This is a genomic window from Lysinibacillus sp. 10T31 (genome assembly GCF_056394365.1).
In genome coordinates, this window is sequence record NZ_JBFTHS010000038.1 from 1 (window position 1) to 23,091 (window position 23,091).

Consider the following 23,091-nt stretch of genomic DNA (forward strand, 5'->3'; position numbering starts at 1 on the left):
GATTCATATAAGGGCATGAAGTTAGCCGGTTTTATATACGGACTCACAAATGGTCCCAGAGGCTGGTCGGCTTTTCTTCACTTCTACTATAAAAAAATAGTAGCACAAACCATGGCCTTGGTTTGTACTACTAATGTTAGTATGTTTTTGGAGTTTTCAATGAAAGAAAAGTTAATAGGGGTTGCGATATCTATCATAGAATGCGTTAGAAAAAGATTAACTTCTTTTGAAAGAAGTTAAATCCTCCGAAGGCAATTATGCCGAGGCATAATTGATAAAAATCGGTATACACTATCATGAACAAATGTTAGGTACTAGTTAAATTCATATCCAATCGGAGCGATTGTTGAGTAAGATTAGGTAGAAAGTAATCAATCTTTTTTATAAAACCGAAACTTATATCTGCTGATAAGAATCCATGTTGATCAAACTTTTTTTAAAATGGGTTCTTTTTATTTATCGTAAAATAAAGGTTTATGAGGTGTTTTTGATTAAACTTTACTTATAGCTACACTCGAAAAGATTAAATAAGAAAAATAGAGTATTTCGGCTTGAAATTTTCACAAAGTATTTTACAAACTTATTTTAAGGTTGAGCTGTTTTTTATTAAAGAGTAGGCACCTACCTAACACTTTTCTATCCCAATTTCATAGACTGTGCATGATATTAACCTATTCCTTAACTTCTTTTAGCAAATTTCTATTGTACAGAAAGCATAGCGACAGGTACGAAGTTTCCCACTTCTATAGTTGTGAGATGAAGCGGATTTAAGCTTACTTTTCAGTAGGTGTTCAAACATCCGCTGAAACAAGTTAAAGCCTCCGGTGGATGTCACTGAAATCGGCAAGGAGTTAATAAAGGATGTTAGCCCTTAATCGCATACATGCGATTAAGGCTAACTGACCTACATCGGTAAAAACGCCACGTCCTGTGGCATTACCGAAATGACCTACATCGTGTCGGCCCTCACGCAGGCCAAAGCACAAAGTCGATTCCGGACGCAATTATGCCGAGGCATAATTGATTGAGTTACCTGAGAAAAATATTTGGAAAGTAGGGGAGAACATGTATGACCAATATCTCAACCAATATTGGTATTATGGATACCCAGTTATCTTTATGAAACCAACACTTCAAATGTATACACCATCCGCAGTATCCCCAGCATATACAGCTCCAGTAAATGCTGGGAGGTATGCATCATCAGGAGTATCTCCAGCGTATACAGCCCCAATAAATGCTTCGATGTATGAACCATCCTCTAAAAAGGAAATTGATTGTCAAAAGGAAGCTTTTGTTAAGAATTTTTTTTTCAAAGATACATCATTTAATTTCGAAACATTGCGTGCCGCTGGATTCGCAGTTGACAACGGCGCTGATCTCAACGAAGTGTTATTGACCGCTGCGGCAATCCCAGAGGGTGATGAAGAAGCATGGATGAGAGAGTGGAAAGCTATCGCAGACAGTATTTATGAACGCGGTAAATATTCCTTCGAGTATGGAGACAAGATTAGCGCACGGGAGGCATTCTTACGCGCTTCGGCCTACTATCGTAGTGCTGAATTTTACCGTCGCAAAGATCCCCTAAACGATCCACACGTTCCCGAGCTGTTCGGTCTTTCTCGTGAGGCGTTTGTGAAGGCAGGCAAACTGATGGATGGCCCATTCGAGGAGATATCCATCCCTTACGGCGAAGATAAGCTCCCTGGATATCTACTCCTCGTGGACGACAGCGGGAAGCCCCGGCCGACTCTCATATACACCAATGGATTTGACTCGACGACAGAGGAAGGCTACTACGTCATTGGCGCAGCAGCGTTACGGCGCGGTTTTAACGTGATCCTGTATGACGGTCCTGGTACGGGTCGCATGATACGCGAGAAGAAAGTGCCCTACCGTCCGGACTGGGAAGCAGTACTCGGTCCTGTCATGGATTACGCTGAGACACGTCCTGAGGTCGACAAGTCCAATATTGTGCTGTTTGGGTATAGCATGGGCGGATATCTGTGCGCTCGGACAGCGGCTTTTGATCATCGTCCGGCAGCGATCGTACTTGACGACGGTGTGACTAGCTTTTTCGCTACGTATCCTCCGCTTCCAGAATTCCTCGTAGAGTGGATCAAAGCCGGACACGATGAGCAGGCGATACCCGTACTCGAATGGATTAAGAAACACGACACTTATGCTCGCTGGGCACTGCAGAACGGTGTGTGGGTGTTTGGCACTTCAAATGAACCTGAATACATCCGTAAGAGCGAGCAGTTTACCCTCACCACTGAAGACATGCACAAAATCAAGTCCCCCGCTCTAATTCTTGAGGGAGAGAACGATCTTGTGTTCAAGGGGCAGGCAAGCAAGCTTGCGTCTGAGCTAAAAGGTCCGCACAAGCATGTCGTGATGCGGAACGCTGATGGTGCTGGAGAGCACTGCCATATGGGCGCAATGCGTTTGCTTCACCAGACCATCTTCGACTGGCTCCACACGACCCTGGGGATCGTAAGTTGAGCAACATGATTTTGAGCAAAAAGGTCGTTACCAGTCTGAACAGAATGGTAGCGACCTTTATATTGAGGCTGATGAAACTAAGCAAATGTTATATTTTTCTAAAACGGCTGGTAGTGTACTTCAACACCTACTTCGTAAAATGAACATTTAATGAGAATGGAATAGTAGAAAGAAGAACAACCGCCATAGATGCTCGAGTTATGTAAAGTATTGAAACATTAATAATCCAAAAAATGTTCATTATAGTATCAGCCTGTTTGTACAATACTAAATTTGTTTCCAAATACTTTAATTAAGAAAGGAGGTTTTCATTAGTGAAATTCCTTGCATGGGGCGTAATTGGAGCTGCTATTTTGAGTGTAGCTAGAGGGTTGCAAAATGGTACTCTTCAACAATTCACAAAAAATATTTCAAACAAATTAAATCTACAGAATGCTCAACAAATGATGCAGCCAGTGCAACAAATGGCACAAGCATCGCAGCGAATGTCTCAGCCTTTACAACAAATGAACCAATCTTCACAGCAAGCAAACCAATCTTCACAACAAATGAATCAATCATTACAAAATACAGCCATCAACTCTTCAACTGGTAATTCATCAAAATAATGTGTACAAATAATCAATTGCTATGAAAGAGAGGGATATGATGAAATTTATTCATTAGAATATATTCATAGCAATTGATTTTACATATTTTAATTTCTTTCCCTGTAGCTACATGCGATAATGGCTAACTGGCCTGCATCGGTAAAAACGCCACGTCCTGTGGCATTACCGAAATGACCGACATCGTGTCGGCCCTCACGCAGGCCTAAGCAAAAAGCCGATTCCGGACACAATTATGCCTAGGTAAAATTGATTTTGAAGGCACATTAACTTAATCTTGTAATTGGCAACAGCATGATTTAATACGCATCAAAACAATCATGATTAGCAAAATTAATTTCAAAATTGATTTTACCGTTAGATAGCCTTGCTTGAACTGAATATCCTAATTGTTCAGCAAGGCTTTTAACTGTTGCAAGTCCAAGTCCAGTACCTGAAAAGTTCTTGTCACGAGAACTTTCTCCAACATAAAAAGGCTGCCATATTCTGGAAATGTCTGTAAGCGTGGTTTCATTACTAATTTCAAATACACTGTCTTGACCAAAGCAGATCTGAATTTTATTTCCAGAAGAGTATTTGACTGCATTACTAATCATATTTTCAAATATGAATTGTACTTTATCTTGTTCAGCCGTCAGTATATATTCAGTAACTTCAGTTTTAAAATAAATGTGTTTTTCTCCTTGTATATGTCGATAGTTATTCAGTATTTCATTAATCAACATAATTAAATCAAAGGTTGTTTTATTAGAATCGTTTTCTTCTGTTTTGGCGAAATAAAGCATATCTATAATTATTTTTTCCATTCTATCAACTTGCTTGTTAATGGTTGCAAGATAAGTTCCATCATCCATACCATCTTCAATTCCACTTGAATATACTCTAACTAATGCTAAAGGAGTTTTAAGCTCATGGGTTAAACCTATCATAAATTGCTTTAAGTCAATGTTCCTTTTAGATAAATCTTGTTGCGCTTTTTCAAGTGCCTTACTCATTTTATTAATACTTCTTGCAAGGTCCTCGATTTCATCTCCAGTCCGAATTTCAGCCTGTTTAAAATCCAACTCGCCAATTTCTTTTGCAACATTTTTGAGTTCATTTAACGGTCTTGTGAGTTTTCGAGATAAAAAGGCAGTAATAATAATAATCAGTAAGATACTGACTATCAAAAAGAATATGTTAAAACGATTAATAAAATAAGCTATATCAATAAAATTAGCCATTGAGGCTCCAATCATTATTAACTGATTATCATCTTTTGAATAATGTGCGATAAAACTGGACTTTTGTTTTCCTTGATTATAAAGCTTGCCTACAATTTTATCCTCATTAACTTTTTGTAATACTTCTTCGGAAACCCAAAATTTATTAAGTGCAATATGTTCTCTTGCAAGTTGCTGTTTTAAATTTTCATTTAGGACATTAATATTATCTTTTAGCGATACTGAAAGAATAGTTACATCAAATTGATCCTCAACCAAACTCTTATCCTCAAATTCCTGATATACTGAAAAAGCATTATTTACTTTTTGGTTCAATTGATGAAGATAATATTTTGGTAGAAAAAACTGACTTACCGCAAGTGAGATGCTAAAGGTGATGATAACAACAAGAGTTATATAAATAGTTAATTTTGTTCCAATTTTTGATTTCATTCTCTTGTACTATATCCAACTCCTCGATGCGTTTGGATAATATCCTCTCCAATTTTTTCACGTAGACGCCGAATATGTGTATCTACCGTCCGTGGATCACCCTCGTAGTCCATTCCCCATATTAAATCAAGTAGTTGATCTCTCGTTAATATTTGTCTTCTATTTTGACTAAATATACGTAAAAGCTCGAATTCGGTCTTTGTTAAAATTAATTCTTTTCCAAATCTCCATACACGTTTGCTTGAAATATCAAATGAAACATCGTTTATTCGTTGAATGGATTCCATTTGCAACAATTTTTTCGCCCTCATTAATAAAACTTTTGGATAAAATGGTTTATTTACATAATCATCAGCGCCATCAGATAGGGCAATAAATTCATCTTCTCCTGTATCTCTAGCCGTTAGTATTAATACTTTAATTTTTTGAGTCTTCTTCATTTCGCGGCAAACAGTAATCCCATCTTTTCCTGGCATCATCCAATCCAAAATGGCCAAATCAATTTTTTGATTATAGAAAATATCAAGGGCCTCTGATCCATTTGTAGCCGTAAATACCGTAAATCCTTCCTTTTTGAAATAACTTTGTAAAATCTTTAACATATCTAGTTCATCATCAGCGATAAGTACATTCATTATATTTATCTCCTAATTGTCATATTTCCCTAAATTATACTGTTCTATAATAGAAATTAGTTTTTCAGGATACATAGGATCTGTGGAATAGTGATTTTTTTTCAAAGCATGGGCTGCTTCCTGATAATTCGTTGCAGCAAGAACATCATAATATTGATGCTCATTCCAACTCGTCCCTTCTAAAATTAATTTAGTATGGTCAATAAATGCACTTTTCAAATCTGGATAAGCTCTAAATTCAGTTTCTATTGTATAACTTTTATTGTTTTTATATTCCATAGTTGTCATTTTTACTGAATTGCCTTTATAGCTACCTTTTATCCCAAATAAATTATTTGCTTTTATTGCCAATTCGCTTTTGCCATAATTCGATTCTAATATAGCCTGCGCAATTGTTATACTCGGAAGCACTCCACCTGTTTGTCGGTTTAATTCTACAGCTATAGGAGCAATTTCATCTATAAAATGAATTTCTTTATTTTCTTTTTGAAATAGTCTTATAAAAAAAACAGAAAGTAAAACTAAACTAACTACTAGTATAATTATTGACACGTTGGCTTTTCTATATTTGCTGATTCTTTTCATTATATAACCTCTTTTAAAATGAATTTATTACTTGTATTTTAAAAGAGGAATGTTACAGTCATTTGACAAAAGAATAATATGAAAAAACTTTTATAGGTTTAAGGAATACCTTGTCCACTTATTTCTAGAATAAAAAAGTAGTACAAACTATTGTGTTTGTACTACGATAATATTATTTTATTCTGAACTAAGTGTATCGAACAAGGTCATTTGTTCAGTCCTTTTTTCAATGCATCCCAAATCGAATTATCCACTTCTATATCTTTTCTATCTGGTAGTTTGCCTTCTTCCTTAGCTTTCCAATATGCCCCCTTGACTGGTTGACTTCCTAATTCAAAATCCATACCTTCCCACGTATCTTCACGAAATGCATAAAATGCCCAGTGCCAGCCATAATCATCGAAAATATCAATTAAATCCTTTACATATTGATCGGCTCCGCCAACCATTCTGTTAATTCCAAACTCTTCAGCAATAATTCGGTTGTTTGGTATATTGTGTTGCTCGGTCCATTGTGCAACTGGTTCTAAAAACTCTTTCAATGCAGCTTTATCGAACATTTTTTCTTCTTGATCTTCACCAACCTTCACCTTGCCAGGATAAGCATTCGCACAAGCGATTCTATGATTCTAGGAGGACTATTTATCCTTAGTACTTATCCCAGTTGTTATTTTGTCTAGAAAAGATAGAGCATTATACAAGACACTAATTCGAGTAATTTGATAGAGGAAGCCCATTAAACATTGCTCTAGAGTTAATAGGCTTCCAGTCTTCTATTAAATTTATACAAGTATTTGACAGGAGGTGTTACCGTCTTCTTAATAAAGAGACGACAAAGTGCAAGTTACGGTAGAAACTTCGTTCAATATGTCTCTTTGGGAGTAAAATGGCCGACTCCTTTTAATTCAAAGTCGAAAAATTTAAGAATCAGTTCATTTTCAGTTTCAATGCAGTAATATTTATCAATGTCGGCTTTTCCTCCTTGTAGAATATTAGTCAGTATTGGAGAGAAAAGCGATAAATCGGTCAAACTTAAATGTTTTGCTCCTTGAAAATGAACAGTATATGCTTCTTTGAAGTGTTCATTATTGGGGTTGTTTGCTATATAAAGGGAATTATTTTCGAGCTGTCTCCAAACATCGTCAGAATAAATGTTCAGAAGTGGAGTCGTAAAGTCTTTGCTACTAGCTACAAAATCATCTATGTCTTTCTTATAAACAAGCTCACTAAAGAACGGAGCATCAATATTTACAACTGCACGTATATCATTACGCTCTCTGCCTAGCCACACACTTGCAGCACCGCCCATTGAGTGCCCGAACACACCGATTTTCTCTGTATTGATATGTTGATATAGAGGGGTATTGTCATTTTTAGCTTTTTTAAGGATTGTATCAATGACAAAATTCATATCGTCTGTCCGCAGTTTCATCCATTTTTGAATGATATTGTACCGTTCTTCATTCGAGTAAACACCTTTATTCGTATTTTCGAATTCATTTCTAAAATCTGAATTGATCATAGTTACTGTTCCATCCTCTGAACGAGTAAAGAAGGAGTGATAGGGATGGTCGATGGAAACGACTACATATCCGTGGCTTGCCAGCTCAGTATAAGTAGATCTGTTGCTTGTCTTGATACCATATGCTCCGTGTGAGAACACTAATAGAGGGTATGTTCCATCTGCGTTTTGGGGATACCAAAATTCCACATTGACACTTCTGTTGTCCCCATTGTCAGTAAATTCCTCAATACGATTCTTGTCAATATATGTGTCAGTAGTGGTTGCGACTTCATATTCTCCTGTCACTTTTGGTGATGGATGCTGTGGAAAAATAATGACAGGTGAAAGGACAAATACAAATGCCAATATCATCATTATGGACCTCCACACGATTGTAGAAGCTTTGTATTGTTTGCTATTCGTTTTCTTAAGGAGAAGAGAAACCGTCCCATTTACGGCTAATAAGATAAGTAGTATAGCAAGCATTACCCAGCGAAAACTCCAGACAATCACTGATGAAACAGAGAGGATTAAAAATACTATAAATACAGTAATCCTAATCCAATTCTTTATTTTTTTATGGTTTTGCTTAGTTACTATGCAGTAGATTGCAAAAGTAATCTCAAAAATTAAAGCAATTAATAATAGTAAAATTCCCATAGTCGTTCCTCCACCTCATTGGTTTTTATGAAATCATCATAATAAACGGAAGGAAGGATGTATATGGAAAAACAGTAAGTTGTATTCACAAGCCAATAAGATGCAAAAAAACGGTAAGCTCTAATGCTTACCGTAAAATAATTGTTGCAGACAACTACTGTTTATTAATTTTCTTGACTACTCACCAAAGTCTTTCTTAAATGCCTTTAGTTTTTCATTGATTTTTTTTGCGTCTTTTTTATCATTTTGCCATGACAGTAGACGAACTATGATATAAATTACGGCAATTTGCAGTGCAAGAATGATTACACCGGATGCACTATTTACAAGATTAATAGCGCTAGCAAGGACAATCAATAAAATCTCCAAAGTGAAGAAATGAATAATAATCCTTATACGCATTTTATTCTCGCTTAGATCGTTCGGAGAATATAAAATAAACCCCGTTAATGCACTTAAAAAGGAAAATGCCAAAATGATATAAATTGACTTTAAATCAATGGCCATGTCAGGATCATACATTTGTCGCAATATAGTAATCATCATGATTATAGATGCGAAGATGATAAAGAAATTCTTAATTATCTTTTGTACAAATTCAAAAATATTCATATGTATCCCTCTTTACAAACCAAGCATATTTTTAAGGACAGGCACATACTGCCTTGATATAACAGTACGTTCTCCGTTATCCAGAACCGCTTCGAATCGACCACTTATAGTCGGATAAACAGATGAAATTTTCGTGATGTTCAAAATTGTTGATTTCGATGCGCGAAAACAGTTTTTTCCTTTGCATAATTCCTCTAACTCGTAAAGTTTTTGCTTTACCTCAAAAACGTTATCCCTGCAGTAAATAAACACTTTTCCCTCGACTGCCTCGAAATAATAAATATCACTAAGCTTAACGCGGTGAATACTATCATTTTGATGTCCGAGTAAAAGAGGGTTTTCAGTTTTCAGCTTGTTTATGATTTCTTTTATTTCTTCATTAACCTCATGACACCTAATAAGAATCTCTTCTTCTAATTCTTGGCTTATTTCTTCTATTGAAATTTTGATATTATCACCCACAAAAATTCAAATTATTTCAGTTTAACTCGAACTCTGTACAAACTTGCAAATGAAACACGGCTAAAAAAGTTTGTTAATCCAAATGATAACATTTCCATGTACCGATACTTTTTTTACATTTTATACCGTTTGGATTTTATTTTATAATAGTATCCAGAATCTTCTAAGTCAAGTGTAGGAGAAAGGGCGGGTTACAGGTAAAGTAGAAGGAAAATCACAATAGTTATAACTATAATAAGGATAAAAAAAACGAGTGACTTTTTTATTCGCCAGAATCACTATTTACGCTACTAAAAAGGGGAAACAATATTTGACTTTCGCCCTTAGTACTGCATAATGTTAGGAGCGTCACTAATAGTTAAAAAACAATTGAACTTATTCGTTGTTTCCACAAGAACATATTGATAGGCGACTTAAAACACCCTAATTAAAAAAACACCAACTATCATAACAATTAAACCAAATATTTGTATTGATATAAAAGGCAATGAAAAGTCTTTAAAAACCGCCCTTTTAACTCAACTTTTATGTATGCTTTTATCCATTTCCAAATATTTATTAAATAATTAGTGATAAAGTAATAATAAAAGTAAAACATGAGCAAGGTAATAATAAAAGTAAAACATGAGCAAGGTAATAATGTGACTAGCAATAGAAGAAAATATAGAGAAGAAACTTGGTAGTGCTATTGAGAATTGACATGTTGACAAGCGGCAGCCGAAAGACTATCAAATCATTTTTATTGATATGAAGGACTTGTTCTGTTGAATGAGGTTAAAAGTCTATTTATTTTTGCTAGAGTATATGTGCTTTTTATATGATAAGATACATTATATACATAAATTGGTGGTGTGTTTTATGGAAGGGGAAATTTCACAGATAATAATGAAAGATGGTTTTTTTAGCAAGGAATTACCATCTGAATTTAATAGTAATAGCTTAGCTGATGCACTAGAACAAATAGATGTAAGTAAAAGTAAATTGTCTAAACAAGGTGTAAATAAGTGGAGTAAGTTAGTTCAGTATTCTATACCAAAAAAAAATGAGTTTAGAAGAATTGCTGCTATTCCTCACCCGTTACATTACATAAAGCTATCTAAAGTAATAGAAGAAAATTGGAGTGAATTAGAAATACACTATGAAAAATCTAAAGTTTCTTTAACAAGGGTAGAATTTTCAAACGGTAAATTAAAAAATAAATATAGTTTTAATAAAAAACAAGATATCAGATTAGAAAACTTATCTTTTAATAGATATATCTTATCTATAGATATTAATAGGTATTATCCAAGTATATATACTCATTCGATTCCTTGGGCATTACATACTAAATCGGTTGCTAAGGCAAATTCTAAAGATATGACTTACTTAGGGAATAAAATTGATCAAGAAGTTAGAAACATGCAAGATGGTCAGACAATGGGAATTCCAATTGGCCCATTGACTTCAGCCATTATTCAAGAAATCATCGGTACTTCTATAGATGAAGACTTTCAAATATTAATGGGAAAAGATGTTCCAGGATTTAGATATACAGATGATATGGAATATTACTTTAGTACTTTAGAAGAAGCAAATAGAGCATTCAGTATTATGACGAAGCTATTGAAAGATTATAATTTAGATACAAATGTTGAAAAAACAAGAATAATAAAATTGCCATTAGAAATAGATACTGCCTGGGTATACTTTTTCAAAAATTTTAAATTTAAGAATAGTAAAAAAAGGGATATCCAAATACTTCTAGAAAAAAATGATTTGAAAGAATATTTTAATCAAATTTATAAATATCAAATAGAAATAAGTGATAAAGGAATAAGTAAGTATGCTCTAAAAGTCTTAAGGAATAGAATAGTTTATAAAGAAAACTGGAGTATTTTTCAATCCTTATTATTACAAACAGCATTAGTTGATTCTACTGTAATTCCAACTGTATTTGAAATTATTGAAAGTTATAAGTATAAGGGTTATGAAATGGACCTGGACAATTTAAGTTTATTTGTACATTCAATAATGAATGAAAATATAGAGTTAAATAATGATTATGAAATAATTTGGGCTTTAAGTTTTGCAAATAAACTTATGATAAGCATAGATAAGGAAACTACAGATAAGTTATGTAAATATGAAAATTCTTTAGTAAATATTTTAGTGATGGTACTAAATGATAAAAATTTAATTCATACATCTGCGGATTTTAGCAACTATAAGAGTTTTATTTCAAATAACGATTTATATGATGAAAATTGGATTTTTCTATATGAGTGTTGTGTAAATAATTGGTTAGATAAGGATTCAAGCATTTTAAGTAACGATGATTTTTTCAAACAGTTACTACAACACAATATTTCATTTATTACACCAGATTATTCTGTAGTTAAGATAGAAGTTAAAAATATTCTTAGTAGTCTTTGTATTAAACAATACTCTACAGGTTCGAATAGGGATTTAAGAGTGTTGTTAGAGGAAATAATTTCTGAATATCAAATTAATCTAGAAGAAGATTTTAAAGATTCAATTTATGAAAGTATACAATTCCAAATAGCAGAAGAAACAGAGGCAGAGGCAGAGCCAGAGCAAGAAACAGAGGAAGAGGCAGAGCCAGAGCCAGAGCAAGAAACAGAGGAAGAGGCAGAGCCAGAGCAAGAAACAGAGGAAGAGGCAGAGCCGGAACAAGAAACAGAGGAAGAGGCAGAGCAGGAACAAGAAACCGAAGCAGAGCCAGAAGAAAATACGAATGTAGAAAACACGATGGAGTCTAATAATTGGTCAAAATCGTTTTTATTATCAAAAATGAAAAACAAACAGATTCGTTTCTCTGTCGAAGAGGAATATTGACCGCATTAAGAATATTTGAAAAGAGTCGATGTTAGAACGTTAGAGGGGTTACTTTAGAAGAAACAAGAAAGGGGAAGGAAATTGAAAAGAGATTTTCTAGAAGATCTGAAAGATGGCAAATATAATAAAAGGGATAATATTGCTGATATTATTCCATATACATTAGAAGGTATTCCTTATGGATTACCGATTAATGCTTCGGCAGATTTAAGACAAAATATAACAGCCGCTATATTTAAGCACATAACTCCAGAGGAGGATTTCGAGGATATAGTAGCAGAATTAGATTTAGACGGGCATTCAGATGAAAAAAATGTAGAGACACATGATGTTATTACTTTTTCAATTTCTAATGCCGTAGAAACAACAGCATTTATTTTGCATGATTTATTTCAAATATTAGATAAAAATAATTATAAAACCACATTTGGTGAATCTTTATTTTATACATCCCTATTTAGGTTAAAAGAAAGTTTTAAAAGTGCTATTATCTTATTAAGGTACGGTTTTTTTGTAGAAGTTATCCCCATATATAGACTTATTTATGAGCAGCTATGTTGGGCATGTTTTGTTATTGATGAGAAATGTGAAGAAGACATAATGAAAAATAAAACAACTAGGAATACCAAGTATCTAAAAGAAAAGATAAATGTAGAATATGGTAAATTATATGATAATTTTTCAAAGGAAGCACATCTTGCACCAAAAATGATTAATAAATACCTTTCTTTAAATGGTAATCGAGTTAACATTCTAGAACGTTCTGGTAAAAAAAGCAAAACAGAAATCTATAATTTAATACTACTTTTTAAAATTTATACAGAAGTATTTAAGTATAGCATTGACGAGCATTTTAAATTAGATGATGTTGATAAAAGGTATTATAATGATTTTGTTGAGGCGCAATTATTGATGTGTTCGGAACTGTTCAAAAGTTTTTATAATAACGATGATCGTATTTCTATTGGAGAACAATATAAAATTTAAACGTTTTGTAGTGCTTATTAACGAATTAGATAAAAAAAGATACAAGTCATAATAAGCTATGAAAACAACAATTCCGGTATAGTAAGGGCAGGTATAAAATTACTTGCTCTTTTTTTATTGGCAAAAATGGTGAATAATATGAAAATCTAATATAAGTTTATTGCTGTGATAAAAGGCAATATTATATCAAATAGCCAAACAAACTGAACGGTTTGAATTATTAAAGTGTTCATATACTTTTTAAGTTGGTATAATAAAGCTATGTAATTATTACCAAAATTTCAGGACGTGGTGAATATATGGATTCAGGTATATATACTCAAAAAGAAAAAAATGAAGCTCGGAATAAATTAATAATAGGTGCTATTGAACGCTTAACTATTAAAAGAAGGGATAGTGTTTTAGTAGGTGAAAAAGATACGGAGAAAATGATTGAGCATTTTATTGAATTGATTAACCTTTACTTAAAAAGACAAGATTTAGAGTTGCCTGATGATTTTTGTAAAGATTTAAAAATTAAAAGCAAGCAAATTATAAATTCTAGATATCAGGAGAAAGATAAAATGGATTTAAAAGTACTTTATTTATCTGGACCTGAACCAGCTAATGACTTGAAAATACTGTTAGAAAATGGAGTCAGAGCATCTAATATTTGGGCAATTGAGGGGGATAACCAAACTCATAGACAAGCACTAGAAAATTTAAAAGAAAATAACTATTATATAAAAATTCACAAAGGATCTCTAAAGGACTTTTTTGAATTATGCCCTGAACAATTTGACATAATTTATTATGATGCATGTACACCTATTTTTTCGAATGAATACAATCCTTTGCTTGTTCTGGAAAAGTTATTTGCCAATAGAAGATTGACGGAGTTATCTGTTCTGATAACAAATTTTTCAGAGCCAAATGAAAAACTATGGGAGGAGTGGGGAAAACTATTAGCATGCTGGTATACAAGTAGATACGAAGAATGTCCACAATCAACTCATGAATTATTTTCAGATATTGATTCCAGATTAATTGATATTGAAGGGTACTCTCGATTTATTGCTCAAAGGATACCTGAATATTATAGTGATTTTATAAGAAGGTTTGTGTCTTCATTAGCTTCAGAAATAGTTCCATTTAGTAAAATAACAACATTTAAAGCGTTAAACTCAAAACTTTTTAAAGATAATAAATTCGAAGATTTACTAAAAAAGAAAAAAGTAGATAAAACAACGCAGCCGGAAGATTTACTAAACATTATACCGCATTATATGCTTTCGCCCCAATCGTATCCTTTATTAACTTGGGCATTACTTATTCAAGAAAATCTACCCCTAAATCATCCTATAAATAAATTTTTATTGGAAAATAAAAATAGAATATTTAATTCTATATTGGTATGTACACATTTGAAATCCTTTGAGGAATATTATTCTGGATTTAATACATTTTTTAAAGAAATCTACAGTGAACAGTTGTTAAAAGTTATGAATGACATAGATTTTTTTGATAGGGAAATTAGATTAACATTAGATATTCCTATGAAAAACTTAATAGCTGAGTTATTAATTGGTCAATATTCATTTCCGTATATATCTAATTCAGACCAACATTACTCTGTGAAGTATAAAGCAGATGGAAAAAATACTTGGATGTACTCAGATATTTTTGTTTTTGATCAGTGTAGATATCTTTACGATTTACTTCCATCATTAGAGCTTATAGAAAATTATTTCAAGAATAACATTGATGAACAAATAATAATGAGGTGTTTTATTGATGGGATTTTAAGGAAACACTCTTCCTATAATCATAATATTTTCCAATATGGATTTATAGAATCGCTATATGATGAGAAATATGGGTACTCAATTTTAAAGGAAAGAGAAAATTTAAATGTAGAGTAGTTTGTTAGTAACAAATTAGGTGTATGAAAAAGAGTGGAGGATTTTTTTCTCTAGGACAAGATGCTTAAAAAAATGGATAAAGTAGTGCGGTAATTGTTTATTAAAGGGAGAAAAGTATGTTTTGAAACCTATGTATTTTACGTTGTAAAAGCGATAGAACATTTTTTCTTAAAGAATAAAAATAATCCCCAGACTGGTTATATTGTCCTTAACCGGAAAGTAACAATATTTAAGTTATTGCAGATTAAAAACCTAATTCCCTCTTTGATTAGTGTTGAATTAGGCTTTTATCTTCAATAATCATCCCTTTTATTAAATAGCTTTTTTTTGCAATTTAGTAAAATATTTAATTCTCTGTATATCCGATCTTATGCAGCACGTAATTAGTTACTAGTAATTTTTTAATTATTATTTTTCAGCCTGTTCTTAAAAAAGTCAGCTATGTAGTTATATTCAATCTTTATCTTTTCATTGATATATTTGTTTTCGCTTAAAAATACAAAAAAGTTAGTGAGCACACCTTCATACAATTTAATTATGTTCCTTGATAAACCATTTCTTGATATTACTACCACGATATAGATTTAGGTTCTTTACGTTGCATAAACAGCTTGTCTTTTTTATCTATAGATTTAAAGATATAGTTTAGAAAACGCCATACTACATGAGCAGGTACTAATTGTGAGTTTAATGATTTGCCATGATATGCATATTTTACAATTAAAACTCTGTAATCGGGTGAGGTACTTGAATATTTGTTTTTTGGTCATGGATCATTATCGATATCACTTTATTATTGCCATCAACCTCTCTAATTTCTTTTGCTATAAACTTGTAAGATTCACTTAACTCCATATGATTGACCTACCTACCTTAAATGTTGTAATTTATACTAAATTACCTTTTTATACTACATGTTTCTAAATTTAGACTTTATAATTTAAAATAGGCGAAATTGTTAAACGCTGTAATTTCAATGTATAGGTAATGATAAATATTACATATATCTGTTTACGCCTATAAGTATACCTATAATTACATCACAGATCCCTATGCTTATATTTATAGTTAATAAAGGATATCTGAGTTAGTGAGTGTTTAGAACATTGAATCAATTCGATTACTGAATACTTTGAGCATTTAGTGGTATTATACCAAGTATAAAAAATGACTTTGAATTATCCGTAAGTCAATTGAAGTAATTTGAGGTGAAGATGATGCTTGAATTGTATTCCAGGAAAAAATTTGTTAATATACAATTACAATGATGAGAGGACTGATGAATGGACAATGATTAACTAATCTGTATTTTTATTTGAAATGAAAAACTTCAAACTACAAAATATAGGATTAGTCTGTCCATTTTTATAAATCAGTTTACACTTTCTTTGTCATGGTTCCAATGGCAAAATAGAGCTTATTTACTATAAGCGAAAGACTAATCCTTCCAATTTACAAATTGGGAGGATTTTTTATTCTCTCATGGTTAAGGTCCAATTTTTTAATCTGTACCTTAATTTAACTTCTTTCAGCGAGTGTCCAAACATCCGCTGAAAGAAGTTAAAGCCTCCGGCGGATGTCACGGAATCGGAAAGGAGTTCTTTGTGCTAGCACAAAGCCGATTCCGGACGCAATTATGCCGAGGCATAATTGATTTAATAAAGGAGTGTGAAAAATGAGCGATTCAGACACTATTGTTACGCATGTATTACTCCGTACAAGTCGTTAATATCCATCAAACTTATACGGAGAAATTTAGAATGGATGGATATGCCGACTTTGTATAAAAAGTAAAAAGTATTGATATACAAAGGAGGAATTATCATGTCAATGATACAAGTTCAAAATTTAACTTTTTCTTATCCAAGTAGCTTTGACAATATTTTTGAAAATGTAAACTTTCAAATAGATACGGATTGGAAACTTGGATTTATCGGTAGAAATGGACGAGGAAAAACAACATTCTTTAATTTATTATTAGGGAATTATGAGTATAGTGGGAAAATCAATTCTTCGGTGGAATTTAATTATTTCCCTTATCCAGTTTCGGATAAGAACAAGTATACTCATGAAATCATGGAAGAAATTTGCCCCCAAGCAGAAGATTGGGAAATTCTTCGTGAAATATCCTATCTAGATGTTGATGCCGAGGCCATGTATCGACCTTTTAAAACATTGTCAAATGGAGAACAAACAAAGGTGTTGCTTGCTGCACTTTTTATGACGGAGGGTCAATTTCTATTAATTGATGAGCCAACCAACCATCTAGATACGGAAGCACGAAAGATGGTCTCTGAATATTTAAGGAAGAAAAAAGGGTTTATATTAATTTCACATGACAGAATCTTTTTAGATGGATGCGTTGACCATATCCTATCTATAAATAGGGCAAATATTGAAGTTCAAAGTGGTAACTATTCTTCTTGGAAGTTAAATTTTGATAGACAGCAAGAACATGAAGAGGCAACTAATGAGCGGCTACAAAAAGACATAGGGAGATTAAAACAGTCTTCAAAGCGTACATCAGGTTGGTCAAGTCAAGTGGAAGCTTCCAAAAATGGAACAACGAATTCAGGTTCGAAGTTAGACAAAGGTTTTGTAGGACATAAAGCGGCAAAGATGATGAAGAGAGCAAAGAACCTAGAATCAAGGCAACAAAAAGCTATTGAGGAAAAGTCAAAACTGCTAAAAAATGTGGAAAAAACGGAGTCGTTAAAATTAAAACCATTGGAATTTCATTCAAATGAATTGGTTGTTTTGGCGGATGTGTCAGTTAAGTACGATGACCAAATAGTGAATAAACCTATAAGCTTTAAAGTGGAACAAGGTGACCGAATTGTACTTGATGGAAAGAATGGAAGCGGAAAAAGTAGTATCCTTAAACTAATTCTAGGAAATCCGATACAACATACAGGCTCAATGAATTTAGGCTCTGGCCTTATTATTTCCTATGTTCAACAAGATACTTCTCATTTGAAGGGACTGTTATCTGATTTTATTGAAGAGCATGAGATTGATGAAACGTTATTTAAATCCATCCTACGTAAAATGGATTTTGAGCGAATTCAATTCGAGAAAGATATAGCTCATTATTCTGGTGGACAAAAGAAAAAGTTGCTAATAGCCAAGAGTTTATGTGAAAAAGCTCATTTATATATTTGGGATGAACCGTTAAATTTTATTGATATTTATTCGCGCATGCAAATTGAAGAGCTTATTCAAGAATTTAATCCCACAATGGTTATTGTTGAGCATGATCAGGCATTTCAACAAACAATTGCAACCAAAACTATATCTATGTAGTTAAATTTGAAAAATTAATATGTAAGTGAAGAATCCATTTTGAACAATCTTTTTTCAAAATGGATTCTTTTATTTATCGTAAAATACTGGATTATGAGGTTTTTTGAACAAACTTTATTTTAAAACAACAATAAAAGGAATGGGTGACAAAGGTATCAAATCAGTAACAATTCAGTATGGTGAGGAAACTGGCATACCAAAAGGCTGAAGGAAGTGGCTATTAATCAATTATTGTGATTGAATTATACGGTCATTAACAAATGCTTTTAAGAAAAATAATTCATTATCATTGGGGTATCTTTTATTTTCTACTTTAAAGCACTTTATAGCATTTTCTAGTGAGGTGGATTTTACAGCTCGACTTGCTGTTGTTAACTCTTCCCAATATATAGTCATTTCAGTAGAATCACAGATCGATTCATGACCAAGTAAGAACATTTCAGCATCATATTTTTTAATGTCATTAATCATAGGCAATAACAATGATTGTTTGAAATGAAATAGGGAATTTGTAGTTGTACAATATGCAGAATCACCTAAAAAAACAACTTTTTCGTCAGGAATATAAATAATTGTAGAGTCGTCTGTATGAGTACTTCTGATTCTTTCAATTAGGCAAACTTTATTACCTAAATCAATAGTTAATGTATTTTCAAAAATTACATCTGGAGAATTCAATTTAAAACTACCTCTGTTAGGTATATCAGCTTGTATAATCTCCATACACTTAGCACTCATCTGATTAGTTTTCACATAGTTTTGCAGTGAATTATCATCAAACCTATAACTTTGCCATTCTTTTAACATTTCGTTTGTTCGACTATTAACTATAACAGTTGCTTCAAATTCATTCATACCAAGGAAGTGATCCCAATGAGCATGTGTAATTACCAAATATTTGATAGGTGGTACATTTAGTTTCTCGATTTCTAGTAAAAAATCTTTAGCATGTTGAGTTGAATTGCCAGAATCTATAATTAGACTAGATTGGTCACCACATACCAATCCTAATGTTGGTCGTTCGTTATCATCTTGATTTGGTAAATAATAAATAGTATCACTTAATTTATTTAACATGTTATTTCTCCTCTACTTTAGATATAAATTCTATGAAAGAGAAAATCTCCATGTTTGTTGTAAAAAACTAAAACATAATTTAAGATTTTCTCATTTTAATTTTTTACCATTGGACTGTACCTCCTTTTTTTGCTAAGGAAAAGTATAACGCAATAAATTGATTTTTGCAAAAATTCAAAACAGTGGTACCCGCATGTTATTTATAGTTCACTCTTCGTCCAAATGACAGACAAAACAAGAGCTCTCTATTTTGTAATAATAAGCACTGGATAGGGAGGGGTAATGGGATACCCCATGTAAAAAAAATCCCTTTCCATTATCCAATAAAAACAAGGTCTGTTTGGAAGGAGATTATTCTATAGGAATAATTTTATCTTAGATAGACAGCAGTATTTCTAGTTGCTTCAAAACTCTTGTAGGGATTCAGCAGGCTTAAACCCAGCCATATAAAACCGGCGCCTGTTAGTGTCCCACCCGTGTAATCTTTCACTTGTTGATGAAATAAGGGGTAAAATGAGTCAGTGAACAAATACTAACTGTGAAAAGGCTACATTTCATTGAACAGGAAACCTTATTTATTTACAATTAGTAGAGTAAAATTGGGTTGACCTTAAAAAACAATATTTCTTAGAAAAAGGAGGTCGTACATGGAGCTCTTAATATCGATATTAATTCTACTTGTATTATTATTAGTGACAAATGTCCTGGCACATTATATTTCTTTCATCCCGATTGCTCTAATTCAAATTGCAGTTGGAATTCTAGTTTCTTTAGTAGCAAAGGATTTTACCATTGAAATTGAATCGGAATGGTTTTTGCTATTATTTATTGCACCGTTACTTTATCATGATGGCGCACATTTTCCTCGTGAACAATTATGGAAAATGCGATTACCGATTTTAGGCAACGCTATTGTATTAGTATTATTAACGACTATTGTTGGTGGACTCTTTGTGCACTGGATGATTCCGTCGATTCCTTTAGCGGCTGCCTTTGCTTTAATGGCTATTTTATCGCCTACTGACCCAGTGGCGGTAAATGGCATCGCCAAAAGAGTTCATATTCCAGATCGTATAATGAATTTAGTTCGCGGGGAATCTTTAATCAATGATGCATCGGGGTTAATCGCGTTTAAATATTCAGTAGCGGCGATTGTAACCGGTTATTTTTCATTGAAAACAGCAACAAGTGATTTTCTTTATATGTTTTTTGTTGGTTTACTTATAGGGATTTTAGGTGCATTAGCAATATTTTGGATACGACTTCATCTTCGCCATATAGGAATAGTGGATTCAACATTTTATGTCTTGCTACAAGTTCTAACACCATTTATTTTATATTTAATAGCAGAAGAAGTGTTTCATGCATCAGGGGTAATTACAGTTGTAACAGGTGGAATTATTGCGGCAATTGTTAAAGAAAAGACCGAAAACTTCATTGCACAAGAACAAGTTGTTACAGAACATGTTTGGTCAATTTTGACTTTTACATTGAATGGTGTTATTTTCCTTTTGTTAGGGCTGATGTTACCTTCTGCCACAAATTCTATACTAGTAAGCGAGGAAATTCACAATAGTATCCTGATTTTATATGTGCTAGGAATTGGTTTGATGGTGTTAGTCATCCGTTTTGTATGGGTGATGTTCTTTCATATAGTAGATAAAAAAATATTTAAGAACGAAGAAACAGTGACCATTAAAGATCATATTGTGACAACACTAGTTGGCGTTCGAGGTACGATCACGATGGTAGGTATATTATCATTACCGCTAGTAACAAATCAAGGAGAATTATTTCCAGGTCGTCAATTACTTATCTTTTTAGCTGCAGGTGTTATTTTATTCACCTTGATAATAGCAACCATATTTTTACCTTTATTAAATGATCAAGAAAAAGCCCATCAGCCAAATATAATGAATGAAAAAAGAGAAATGTTAAAACATGCGATTCGTAGTATTCAACGTGAAACAGTTGAAGAAAATGCTGCTATAGCTCTAAAGTTAATGAATCAATATAACGCAATGTTAATGAATGTTGAGCGAAAACAGTCAGAGGAAGCATTTCAAGCATACAGGCAACAAATGTTGGAAGCTAGAAAAATTGGGATGGAATTAGAAATAATTTATACGAAGCAATATATGACTGAACTTGGATTAAACGAATCAATTCAACAGGAAATTGATTATATTCTTAAAGAAAGAAAAGATATGTTAAATAATCGAACAATTACTTTGTTAAAACGTCGTTTACGTCATTTTTTACGTGAACGGAAGATGAGCAAACTACCAGCCAATGTTGTAGAACAAATTAATAAAGTAAAGAAAGATTTAAAAGATTATGTGACATCATCAATTATCAAGCATGTTCAAGAAACGAATGAATATTCTTCAGATATTGCGCAAAAAGTGGAAATCTATTATCGTCACTTGCAATATTCATCTTATAAAATGGATTCTTCAGAGCAAGAAGAACAAAAAGAATACTTAGCTCTAATAGCCATTGAAGCACAAAGAAATCTTATAAATGAATGGTATCAGGCCGGTGAAATAAATAATGAATTAGCAAAAGTATTAAGGAGATTTGTCAATAATTTGGAAAGCGTTATCTTGCTTGAAGAGGAAGAATAAATGGTGGCTGCCTAGCATAATTTGCTAGGCTTTTATGTGTTTTGGTACTTTGAGTTAGCTACTAAATCTTAGAATAATCAGTCAACCAATTGGCAATGGCTGCTGGTTCAGAGGTATTTTGTTGTGAGAGACGTACTATCTTCAGTTACCTGGATAGGCGCATTAGGAGTTACAATAGCTATTGTAACAATTTCGGCATTTTCTTAAGCCCAGTCAATTAAGCTTTCAGTAGATTATAAAAAAAGAACAGAAATAATGAAAAGTAATTAATAAGCATAATAATATGCTTAAATCCGCGGCATTAGTGTGTAATTACTAATAGATAAATAAAAATACTATTCTTTCTAATTATAAATAGGAAGAATAGTATTTTGTAGCATATCAATGGTGTGGCTTTTTATGACGCCTTTAAAAGTTGAGTATGACATAGATAGAGGAAATATTAAAAGGGTCACCGGTGGATTGTGACCCTTGTTATGTTTTTGGAGGGAAGGATAAGTTTGTATTTTCCTAATAGTTATGAGCATCGGAGGCGGTATTGGTATTAATAAGTTCTCATGAAACTAGCGCCGACAATAATTAGAAGAATGAATAGAACAACAATTAGCGCAAATGCTGAGCCATTGCCACTACCATAATAACCAGACATTTTAATGACCCTCCCTTCTATAATTTATAATATGTAAAGTTGTCAAAATGAATTGCGATATTTATCTTAGGATGTCTTAGAAAAATGTTCAAATAGGTTTACATTAATAAGAATAAAATGTTAGGTGCTTACTATCGTCACATTGCCGCTATTGCCACCACAGCCTCCATAATAACCTTTATATGTCTATCATTTGTATAGTTGTAGAAAGAGAATGAGGTAATTATCCAATTTTAAATTTTTTTTGTTAGGATGGGTTACTCCTTTTATAAAGTGCTTATCTAGGCAACAACGAATTTCACTAGAAAAGGGTGATTTTTCTTATGTATCAAGAAAAATCACCCTTTTTTCAAAGTGGTATGATTTGTTCATGGCGTGGCAAATAATTGAATTGCATTTAAATGTAAGTATGTGATAATGTTGGAATAACTCTATTTGGATGGAAAGGATACAGGAGAACACGTATGCCAACATTTACTTTGT

General features: G+C 32.7%; 17 protein-coding genes. 8 read left to right on the plus strand and 9 right to left on the minus strand.

The genetic code is table 11. The features are described 5' to 3' along the window. From AC1DCY_RS19465 to AC1DCY_RS19475, 3 genes are all read left to right on the plus strand, one after another. Positions 1 to 240 (plus strand): hypothetical protein (locus AC1DCY_RS19465; RefSeq protein WP_477352846.1); only part of this gene is annotated, 240 nt, incomplete at its 5' end. 780 nt (positions 241 to 1,020) lie between these two features. Further along, a complete protein-coding gene (locus tag AC1DCY_RS19470) occupies positions 1,021 to 2,505 on the plus strand; it encodes an alpha/beta hydrolase family protein (RefSeq protein WP_477352847.1) in 1,485 nt (494 codons plus the stop codon). Positions 2,506 to 2,819: 314 nt separating this feature from the next. Next, a complete protein-coding gene (locus AC1DCY_RS19475) occupies positions 2,820 to 3,113 on the plus strand; it encodes a hypothetical protein (RefSeq protein ID WP_477352849.1) in 294 nt (97 codons plus the stop codon). A 299-nt stretch (positions 3,114 to 3,412) separates the two neighbouring features. Here the strand turns inward: AC1DCY_RS19475 and AC1DCY_RS19480 are convergent, their stop codons facing one another. The 7 genes from AC1DCY_RS19480 to AC1DCY_RS19510 form a co-directional block, all read right to left on the minus strand. After that, positions 3,413 to 4,768, minus strand: a complete 1,356-nt coding sequence (locus AC1DCY_RS19480; RefSeq protein WP_477352851.1) for a sensor histidine kinase — start codon at positions 4,766 to 4,768, stop codon at positions 3,413 to 3,415. After that, positions 4,765 to 5,403 carry a response regulator transcription factor gene (locus AC1DCY_RS19485; protein WP_477352853.1) on the minus strand — a complete coding sequence of 213 codons (639 nt, stop codon included), beginning with the start codon at positions 5,401 to 5,403 and terminating at the stop codon, positions 4,765 to 4,767. Before AC1DCY_RS19485 ends, AC1DCY_RS19480 begins: the two co-directional genes overlap by 4 nt. A 12-nt stretch (positions 5,404 to 5,415) precedes the next feature. Further along, a complete protein-coding gene (locus AC1DCY_RS19490) occupies positions 5,416 to 5,988 on the minus strand; it encodes a glycoside hydrolase family 73 protein (protein WP_477352855.1) in 573 nt (190 codons plus the stop codon). Between the two features lie 206 nt (positions 5,989 to 6,194). Further along, positions 6,195 to 6,578, minus strand: coding sequence for a hypothetical protein (locus tag AC1DCY_RS19495; RefSeq protein WP_477352857.1), 384 nt, complete (start codon positions 6,576 to 6,578; stop codon positions 6,195 to 6,197). Positions 6,579 to 6,850: 272 nt separating this feature from the next. Next, positions 6,851 to 8,152, minus strand: coding sequence for an alpha/beta hydrolase family protein (locus AC1DCY_RS19500; protein ID WP_477352859.1), 1,302 nt, complete (start codon positions 8,150 to 8,152; stop codon positions 6,851 to 6,853). Positions 8,153 to 8,329: 177 nt separating this feature from the next. Beyond that, positions 8,330 to 8,764 (minus strand): DUF3021 family protein, encoded by a 435-nt coding sequence (locus AC1DCY_RS19505; RefSeq protein WP_477352860.1) that lies wholly within the window; start codon positions 8,762 to 8,764, stop codon positions 8,330 to 8,332. Between the two features lie 12 nt (positions 8,765 to 8,776). Then, on the minus strand, positions 8,777 to 9,226 hold the full coding sequence (locus AC1DCY_RS19510) for a LytTR family DNA-binding domain-containing protein (RefSeq protein WP_477352861.1): 450 nt from the start codon (positions 9,224 to 9,226) through the stop codon (positions 8,777 to 8,779). 858 nt (positions 9,227 to 10,084) lie between these two features. Here AC1DCY_RS19510 and AC1DCY_RS19515 point away from each other — a divergent pair. From AC1DCY_RS19515 to AC1DCY_RS19530, 4 genes are all read left to right on the plus strand, one after another. Next, positions 10,085 to 12,064 carry an RNA-directed DNA polymerase gene (locus tag AC1DCY_RS19515; RefSeq protein WP_477352863.1) on the plus strand — a complete coding sequence of 660 codons (1,980 nt, stop codon included), beginning with the start codon at positions 10,085 to 10,087 and terminating at the stop codon, positions 12,062 to 12,064. A gap of 81 nt (positions 12,065 to 12,145) precedes the next feature. Next, a complete protein-coding gene (locus AC1DCY_RS19520) occupies positions 12,146 to 13,051 on the plus strand; it encodes a hypothetical protein (protein ID WP_477352865.1) in 906 nt (301 codons plus the stop codon). Between the two features lie 299 nt (positions 13,052 to 13,350). Beyond that, positions 13,351 to 14,952, plus strand: a complete 1,602-nt coding sequence (locus tag AC1DCY_RS19525; RefSeq protein ID WP_477352867.1) for a hypothetical protein — start codon at positions 13,351 to 13,353, stop codon at positions 14,950 to 14,952. A 1,824-nt stretch (positions 14,953 to 16,776) separates the two neighbouring features. Next, positions 16,777 to 18,255 (plus strand): Lsa family ABC-F type ribosomal protection protein, encoded by a 1,479-nt coding sequence (locus AC1DCY_RS19530; protein ID WP_477352868.1) that lies wholly within the window; start codon positions 16,777 to 16,779, stop codon positions 18,253 to 18,255. Between the two features lie 228 nt (positions 18,256 to 18,483). Here the strand turns inward: AC1DCY_RS19530 and AC1DCY_RS19535 are convergent, their stop codons facing one another. After that, positions 18,484 to 19,332 (minus strand): MBL fold metallo-hydrolase, encoded by an 849-nt coding sequence (locus AC1DCY_RS19535; RefSeq protein WP_477352870.1) that lies wholly within the window; start codon positions 19,330 to 19,332, stop codon positions 18,484 to 18,486. 647 nt (positions 19,333 to 19,979) lie between these two features. On the opposite strand from AC1DCY_RS19535, the gene AC1DCY_RS19540 reads away from it, so the two are divergent. Next, complete coding sequence (locus AC1DCY_RS19540) at positions 19,980 to 21,959, plus strand: cation:proton antiporter (RefSeq protein WP_477352872.1); 1,980 nt, start codon at positions 19,980 to 19,982, stop codon at positions 21,957 to 21,959. Between the two features lie 544 nt (positions 21,960 to 22,503). Here the strand turns inward: AC1DCY_RS19540 and AC1DCY_RS19545 are convergent. Beyond that, a complete protein-coding gene (locus AC1DCY_RS19545; protein WP_477352875.1) occupies positions 22,504 to 22,608 on the minus strand; it encodes a YjcZ family sporulation protein in 105 nt (34 codons plus the stop codon). Positions 22,609 to 23,091: the final 483 nt, after the last annotated feature.

Excerpts from the sequence above, each read along its gene's own strand:
- AC1DCY_RS19485 (WP_477352853.1), bottom strand. The coding sequence starts at position 5,403 with ATGAATGTACTTATCGCTGATGATGAACTAGATATGTTAAAGATTTTA.
- AC1DCY_RS19530 (WP_477352868.1), top strand. The coding sequence starts at position 16,777 with ATGTCAATGATACAAGTTCAAAATTTAACTTTTTCTTATCCAAGTAGC.
- AC1DCY_RS19505 (WP_477352860.1), bottom strand. The coding sequence starts at position 8,764 with ATGAATATTTTTGAATTTGTACAAAAGATAATTAAGAATTTCTTTATC.
- AC1DCY_RS19535 (WP_477352870.1), bottom strand. The coding sequence starts at position 19,332 with ATGTTAAATAAATTAAGTGATACTATTTATTATTTACCAAATCAAGAT.
- AC1DCY_RS19545 (WP_477352875.1), bottom strand. The coding sequence starts at position 22,608 with ATGTCTGGTTATTATGGTAGTGGCAATGGCTCAGCATTTGCGCTAATT.
- AC1DCY_RS19500 (WP_477352859.1), bottom strand. The coding sequence starts at position 8,152 with ATGGGAATTTTACTATTATTAATTGCTTTAATTTTTGAGATTACTTTT.
- AC1DCY_RS19525 (WP_477352867.1), top strand. The coding sequence starts at position 13,351 with ATGGATTCAGGTATATATACTCAAAAAGAAAAAAATGAAGCTCGGAAT.
- AC1DCY_RS19490 (WP_477352855.1), bottom strand. The coding sequence starts at position 5,988 with ATGAAAAGAATCAGCAAATATAGAAAAGCCAACGTGTCAATAATTATA.
- AC1DCY_RS19480 (WP_477352851.1), bottom strand. The coding sequence starts at position 4,768 with ATGAAATCAAAAATTGGAACAAAATTAACTATTTATATAACTCTTGTT.
- AC1DCY_RS19540 (WP_477352872.1), top strand. The coding sequence starts at position 19,980 with ATGGAGCTCTTAATATCGATATTAATTCTACTTGTATTATTATTAGTG.
- AC1DCY_RS19515 (WP_477352863.1), top strand. The coding sequence starts at position 10,085 with ATGGAAGGGGAAATTTCACAGATAATAATGAAAGATGGTTTTTTTAGC.